Raw genomic sequence first — 6,041 nt, 5'->3', positions numbered from 1 at the left:
CCGATACGGCGTTCTCTTCCATGAACACCTCGTGCTCTACCGGCAGCGATAGACCGACATCCACTGGCCGCCACCGGCGAGATCGCCGGCCCCGACCTCGCCTACGGCGACCGCCTCGCCCGCACCGACCGTGACCGCTCCCCAGCAAATGCACCAGACCCTGTTTGGAGAGACGAATCTTCGCGCGATCATCAACGGGGAGCCATGGTCTCGCTTCTGGGGCGTGGAGTTGGGGCGGCAGGTGTTCGACTGGCCGTCCGTGGAGACCGGTGTACTGACGATGAACGGCGTCCTGTTGGTGGAGGAGCCCGGCGTCATCGAAATCGACGGCGGCCAGTCCTCCTACCAGCGGACCGCGAACTTTGACACCGACTTCTTCGACCCTTTCAGCACGAGCGGCGCCGACCTGGATCCAGCGAGCACCGACTTCGTGCACAGCGGCGACTACGCCGGCAAACTCACGGCCCAGAGCGAGAGCCGCGCCGTGCTGTACGGCTGGACAAATACCAAACGTGCGACGTGAGGTCGCACGTTGTGAGTGAGTACGTCCAAGGAGGTTCGACTGATGTCGAAGGCGTAGTCCGGGCCTGTGTCCGTGGCCCGTCCCCACCCCGACATGCGCGGCTGGGTCCTGCTCAGCCGGGTGTGGAGCTCGGGGGAAAGCCCAAGGGTGCCCGTCCCGTCCGGGGACCACAGGTGAAGGGAAGGCTGGATATGGGGTGAACACCAGTGAATCCTTGCTGATGCCTCGTTAATTTGACGCCTTGTGGCGGGATGTATCACAAGGTGGCAGGGACCGGCCGTTGAGAGGCGGCAAGCGAGCGGCCAAAGAGTTCGTTTGGCCGTAGGGACACCGCCGTTCCCGGGGTAGAGAGGACACCCAATCCCAGCCGTATCTCACGCGTGCGGAACATGTGAACCCCGTTAGGGTCCGGCGCTCACAGGGCGTCGGTAGGCCGACCGTAAGGAGGGCTGAATTCCCTGATGGGACAGGATGCCCAAGAAGCGAATGCCGGTGGCCGAAAGGCGACAGGAAAGCGAGACAGCGTGACCGGTTTCTCCACCGACGGTCTCGCGTAACTGGCCGGATACCGGGCCTGATGCCCGGACGCGAAAGCGTGCTGACGTAGGCAGGTGAGCCCTTGAAGATGATCTGCAGGAACCGCCCGAACCGATGGACAAGTTAGACGCCTTATGGTGAACGGACCTGAAGACCTCACGCTTGCGGATCTTCCACGTGCCGATCTGGACTCAATCGATTGGGACTGGATCGGCTGGACCGATGCGGAACGTGAGGTAGAGCGGCTACGGCAGCGAATATTCAAGGCGGCGCAGGAGCAGAACTGGCACAAGGTCAGGAATCTGCAGAAGCTGATGCTGCGTTCCCGGTCGAACACACTGGTGAGCGTGCGGCAGGTGACGCAGCGCAATACCGGGCGCAAGACCGCCGGAGTCGACGGTGAGGTTGCTTTGACCTCCAACGCCAGAGCGGATGTGGCGGTGCGTGTGCATCAATCCATCCGGTCTTGGCAGCCCCGTGCGGTCAAGCGCGTGTACATACCGAAAGCCGGTGACAGGAAGAAGCTACGCCCATTGGGAATTCCTGTGATCATGGACCGGTGCCATCAGGCGCGGGTCCGCAACGCGCTGGAACCCGAGTGGGAAAGCCCGGTTCGAGCCCAGATCCTATGGGTTTAGGCCGGGTCGTGGCTGCCATGATGCGATCGAGGCGACCTTCAATGCGTGTCGAGGCCCAAGGGCCAAGCGCGTGTGGGTGCTGGACGCGGATCTGGCTGCGGCATTCGACCGGATCGACCATAACCATCTACTCGCAGCCATTGGTGACTTCCCCGCGAGGGGAATGGTCGCCGACTGGTTGAAGGCAGGGGTAATCGAATCCGGAAAGGAGTTCGCTCCCACTGGGGAGGGAACTCCACAAGGCGGGGTGATTTCACCCTTGCTCATGAATGTCGCCCTGCATGGGTTGGAAGAGGCTGCCGGAATCCGCTATACCGCCAACGCAGAAGCTTGCAGGGTGGAAGCAGGATCACCTGTTTTGGTCCGCTACGCCGATGACATGATCGCGCTCTGTCACAGCCAGGAGCAGGCCGAACAAGTCAAAGCCCGGTTGGCGGAGTGGTTGGCACCCCGAGGTCTTGTCTTTAACGAAGACAAGACACGCATCGTCCACCTTTCAGAGGGGTTCGATTTTCTCGGATTCAACGTCCGCCGCTACCGCCAGAAGCTGCTGATCAAACCGAGTAAGGCAGCCATCAGGCGTCTCCGGAAAAGGCTCGCCTCTGAGATGCGTGCCCTACGCGGCTCAAACGCGGCGATGGTCATCACCAAGCTCAATCCCATCATCAAGGGCTGGGCGGCCTACTACCGGAGCGTGGTGTCCAAGAAGACCTTCCAATCCTTGGACTACTACCTGTGGCAGCTTCTCTACAAATGGGCCACATGGAGCCACGGTAACAAGCCGAAGGCCTGGGTCGTCGACCACTACTTCGGCAAACACAACAAGTTCAGGAACGACCGCTGGGTATTCGGCGCCCCCGGCACCACTGCCTACGTCGTACGGTTTTCCTGGACCGACATCGTTCGGCACATCCCGGTCAAAGGCGGGGCGTCACTCGACGACCCAAAGTTGACCGAGTACTGGGCGAAACGGCGGAAGAAGGCCAAACCTCCATTGGACAACTACACCATGCGCCTGCTCACCAGGCAGGATGTGCGCTGTCCACTCTGTGGAGATCCTCTTCTTATCGCCGATCAGCCGCCCGAGTCCCCCGACCAATGGCAACGGTGGTGGCTGCAGCTCACTCGCAAGGCGATCGCTGCCGACTACCTCGTCCACCACGGGAGACCCGGCACACCGGACGGTGATCAAACACGCCTGGTACACGCCTCCTGCCACCGCAGGCACCTCGCCCGCCCACGCAGGGGCACGGCACAGCAACAACCTGAACCGCCCTCGCGGCTTGCTTGAGCCGTGTGCATCGATGAGATGCACGCACGGTTCTGAGGGGGCCCCGGTCGCAGCAATGCACCGGGGCTACCCGACCCGGAACCGGATGGAGGCTCGGCGCGTGGCTCTACTCGCCCACCGGCCACCCGAAGGCTGGCGTCTCCATCTCCTGGCATGGCGACAGCGGCCAAATCAGCGAAATATCCGACGAGGCGCCGCTTCCTGCCGGCGTGTGGACGTTCTTCCAGGTTGAGGCCACCGCGCCCCCCGGCACAGCCGAGTTCTACGCCCAGGCGGGGATGGAGGTCGCCGCCGGGCACGCCGCCGGCAGCGTCGTCTACATCGACGATGTCGAGCTGCGCACCACGACCGGGTGGATGCGCGTCCACGCTGGCTCCTACCTTCAGATCACGCCGATGTGATCTCGGCCCTGCCTATACCTGTCCGCCCCGCGTCACGCAGGGTCGCTCTGGAGCGTGGTCGTGCCGAGCAGGGCGCGCAGGCTGCGCTCGCCTTGACGGACTGCGGCGGTGAGAGCGTCCAAGTGGGCTGCTGGGAGGCTTCCGGCGCCGAACCCCGAGGCGGCGAGCACGCCGGCGAGTTCCTGTTCCTGCTGTGGGGTCATGCGGGAGCGCATCCCGTGGTGCCCGAGGACGTCTCGGGCAGCGTAGGCGTCCGAGCAGGCCACGCCGATGACAGCGGACCGCAGGTCGGAGTCGTGTGCTGTGGGCTGGTCGGCCGTCAGGTCGAGCACGGTCAAGCCGAGCCGAGCCCGGAACGCCGCAGTCATCGGTTCGGGCTCGGCGATCAGCGCGAGTGCTTCCCGCACCGCATGGTCCAGTTCATGCTGTGATGGCGTCGACGTTGTCGGCCGGCAGTAGATGCGCAAGATGGCGGCCACGGCGTCCTCCCACGGCTCTGCGGGGACGCTGGAGTCGATCATGTCGGCGGCCTGCTGGGGGAGGTCCTGCTCCACCAGCGACATGATCGTGATCTGGCGGCCGTCGAGAAGCCGCTGGCCGACGCCACGGTGGGCGGCCATGGATTCGGCTGCCTCGGTCCAACGGCCAAGGCTGGCGAGGGCTCTGGCGCCGTCGACCAGCAGGGTGACCCACAGCTCCGTGCAGATCTTGCGGTGGTCTGCGGCGGTCTGGATCAATGGCGACAGGTCGACGTCATGGTCACGGATGATGGTGGCGCCGCGCTGCTGGGCGGCCCGGTACAACTGCTGCAGCACCGCGTAGGCGCCGCTGCCGTCACCTTCGCGGATCAGGAGTCGGGCGATGTTCACCAGCGGCATCAGCGACATCACGGCGATGTCCTGGTCGAGGCTTCCGGCTTTGGCGAAGACCTTGTGCTGCCGCCAGCACAGTTCGGCGGCCAGGTCGGGCATCCCGCTGTCGGAGGCGATGAGCGCGGCGAAGTTGAGGACTCCGCTGGCGCGGGCCACCCGCTGGGGGTGGTCCGCGCCGGGCGTTTCGACGGTCAGCGCGGTGAGCTCTGCAATGCGCCTGTCCAGTGGAAGCCCAGGAGGCTTGGGCCGGCAGACCAGCGGGATACGGCGGGCGATCGCAGGGTTCATCACGCTGCTCCCTTCTACCGCCAGTCGATGACGAGTCGGCTGTTGGGCTTGTCGATGATGAAGCGCGGGTCGGCGGCCTTCAGCAGGTCGCGGTGGGCGGCCGTGGCCATCCGGAAACCGGGGGCGGGGGCGTCGTTGCCGTAGTCGCGGGCCCACTCCTGGATCGCGGCGACGACCTGCTCGGCGAGGGAGGCGGCGCGCGGGCCGTGGCCGATGACGCCGATCTCCCAGAACCGGCCCTCGGCGTCGTCGCCCTCGCGGACGGTCAGGTAGGCCAGGCTGTCGCCGTCGAGCGCGGCCATGGAACCCCACCCGAAGTGCGGGGTGAACCCGGGCCGCTGGCCAGGCATCCGGGACAGGCCGTTGGGGAGGACGCACGCCAGCCACAGGTAGACCCACTCCCAGGGCGAGCCCTGCCGGAACTTCACACCGGTGTAGAGCTTGTGGGATGGCTCGTCCAAGACAGTCCGCATCGCCTCCCGGTCGACGAGCTGCTCGCTGTAGGTTTCCAGCCGGACGTTGCCCTCCCCGGCCATGGGAATCAGGGTGCGGATGTCGTCGCAGATGCCCTTGCGCAGCGGGACGAACGTGGCCATCTCGCAGGAGATGGTCTTCCAGGTCTCGCCGTCGCGCTCGAAAGCGAAGGAGCGGGAGATGCTGCCGCGGATCCGCATCGGGAGGACCACGCGGCCGCCGGGGGCCAGTTGCTCCAGGACGGGGAGGGGGATGTCGCCGGCGCCCACGGTGAACTGGACCCGGTCGAACGGGGCGTGCTCGGGGAGCCCGGCCGCGCCATCGGCCAGCAGCACGGTCACGTTCGACACACCGGCGGCCTCCAGGTGCTTGCTGGCGGTGTTGACGAGGTCGGCGTCGACGTCCACGGTCCACACGTGCCCGCCGGGGGCTACCAGCCGCCCGAGGAGTGCGGCGTTGTAGCCGGTGGCTGCTCCGGCCTCCAGGATCTTGTGGCCGGGCTGTGTGCCCAGTTGCTCCAGTTGGATAGCGACGACAGACGGCGCGGAGATGCAGGAGATCATCTCGCCATCCGTGTTGTGCTTGATCGACACGGCGTCATCGACGTAGGCGGCCTCGACGTCGGCGTCGGGGATGAACCGGTGCCGCTCGACCTCCCGGAAGGCGTCGATGATCGCGGGGGTGCGCAGGTGGCCGGAGCCGGTGAACTTGTCCACCATGGCGTTGCGCAGGTCGGCGGGGTCGGTAGTTGTAGTGATGGTGCTCTCCATCTGCTCGAAGGTAGGGGTTGCTGGTACGGACTGGCCGGTAGACACGGCGGCCGGCTCGTCGTCTCCGAAGGCGACCTGCCAGCCAAGCCACGCCGCGGCGGCCTGCTCGGCCACGGGTACGGCGGCGCGGTTGAAAGCGAAGATCGCATGGTGGGCGAGGACGGCGCGCAGACCTCGCCGGAGTTGCCCGCTGGCCGCGAACCGGGCCAGGCAGCGGCCGGCTTCCTCGAAAGCGGCGACGCGGCCG

The 6,041-nt window shown here is 65.9% G+C and carries 6 protein-coding genes; 4 read left to right on the top strand and 2 right to left on the bottom strand.

Annotated features, from left to right (window positions below; genetic code table 11):
- Positions 1-130 precede the first annotated feature (130 nt).
- From EJK15_RS66945 to EJK15_RS66935, 4 genes are all read left to right on the top strand, one after another.
- On the top strand, positions 131-523 hold the full coding sequence (locus EJK15_RS66945) for a hypothetical protein (protein WP_138720540.1): 393 nt from the start codon (positions 131-133) through the stop codon (positions 521-523).
- A gap of 671 nt (positions 524-1,194) precedes the next feature.
- On the top strand, positions 1,195-1,698 hold the full coding sequence (locus EJK15_RS73960) for a reverse transcriptase N-terminal domain-containing protein (RefSeq protein WP_206062262.1): 504 nt from the start codon (positions 1,195-1,197) through the stop codon (positions 1,696-1,698).
- Positions 1,625-2,989, top strand: a complete 1,365-nt coding sequence (locus tag EJK15_RS66940; protein ID WP_338089975.1) for a reverse transcriptase domain-containing protein — start codon at positions 1,625-1,627, stop codon at positions 2,987-2,989. The genes EJK15_RS73960 and EJK15_RS66940 overlap by 74 nt, the downstream gene beginning before the upstream one ends.
- Before the next feature lie 209 nt (positions 2,990-3,198).
- Positions 3,199-3,390, top strand: a complete 192-nt coding sequence (locus EJK15_RS66935) for a hypothetical protein (RefSeq protein ID WP_138720539.1) — start codon at positions 3,199-3,201, stop codon at positions 3,388-3,390.
- Positions 3,391-3,422: 32 nt separating this feature from the next.
- Here EJK15_RS66935 and EJK15_RS66930 read toward each other — a convergent pair whose 3' ends face one another.
- Both EJK15_RS66930 and fxlM read right to left on the bottom strand, forming a co-directional pair.
- Positions 3,423-4,550, bottom strand: a complete 1,128-nt coding sequence (locus EJK15_RS66930) for a hypothetical protein (protein ID WP_138720538.1) — start codon at positions 4,548-4,550, stop codon at positions 3,423-3,425.
- 14 nt (positions 4,551-4,564) lie between these two features.
- Positions 4,565-6,041 (bottom strand): methyltransferase, FxLD system (gene fxlM / locus EJK15_RS66925; RefSeq protein WP_240778091.1); only part of this gene is annotated, 1,477 nt, incomplete at its 5' end.

The sequence above is a fragment of the Nonomuraea basaltis genome (assembly GCF_005893125.1).
GTDB lineage: Bacteria > Actinomycetota > Actinomycetes > Streptosporangiales > Streptosporangiaceae > Nonomuraea > Nonomuraea basaltis.
This window is presented reverse-complemented; position numbering and strand designations above follow the sequence as displayed.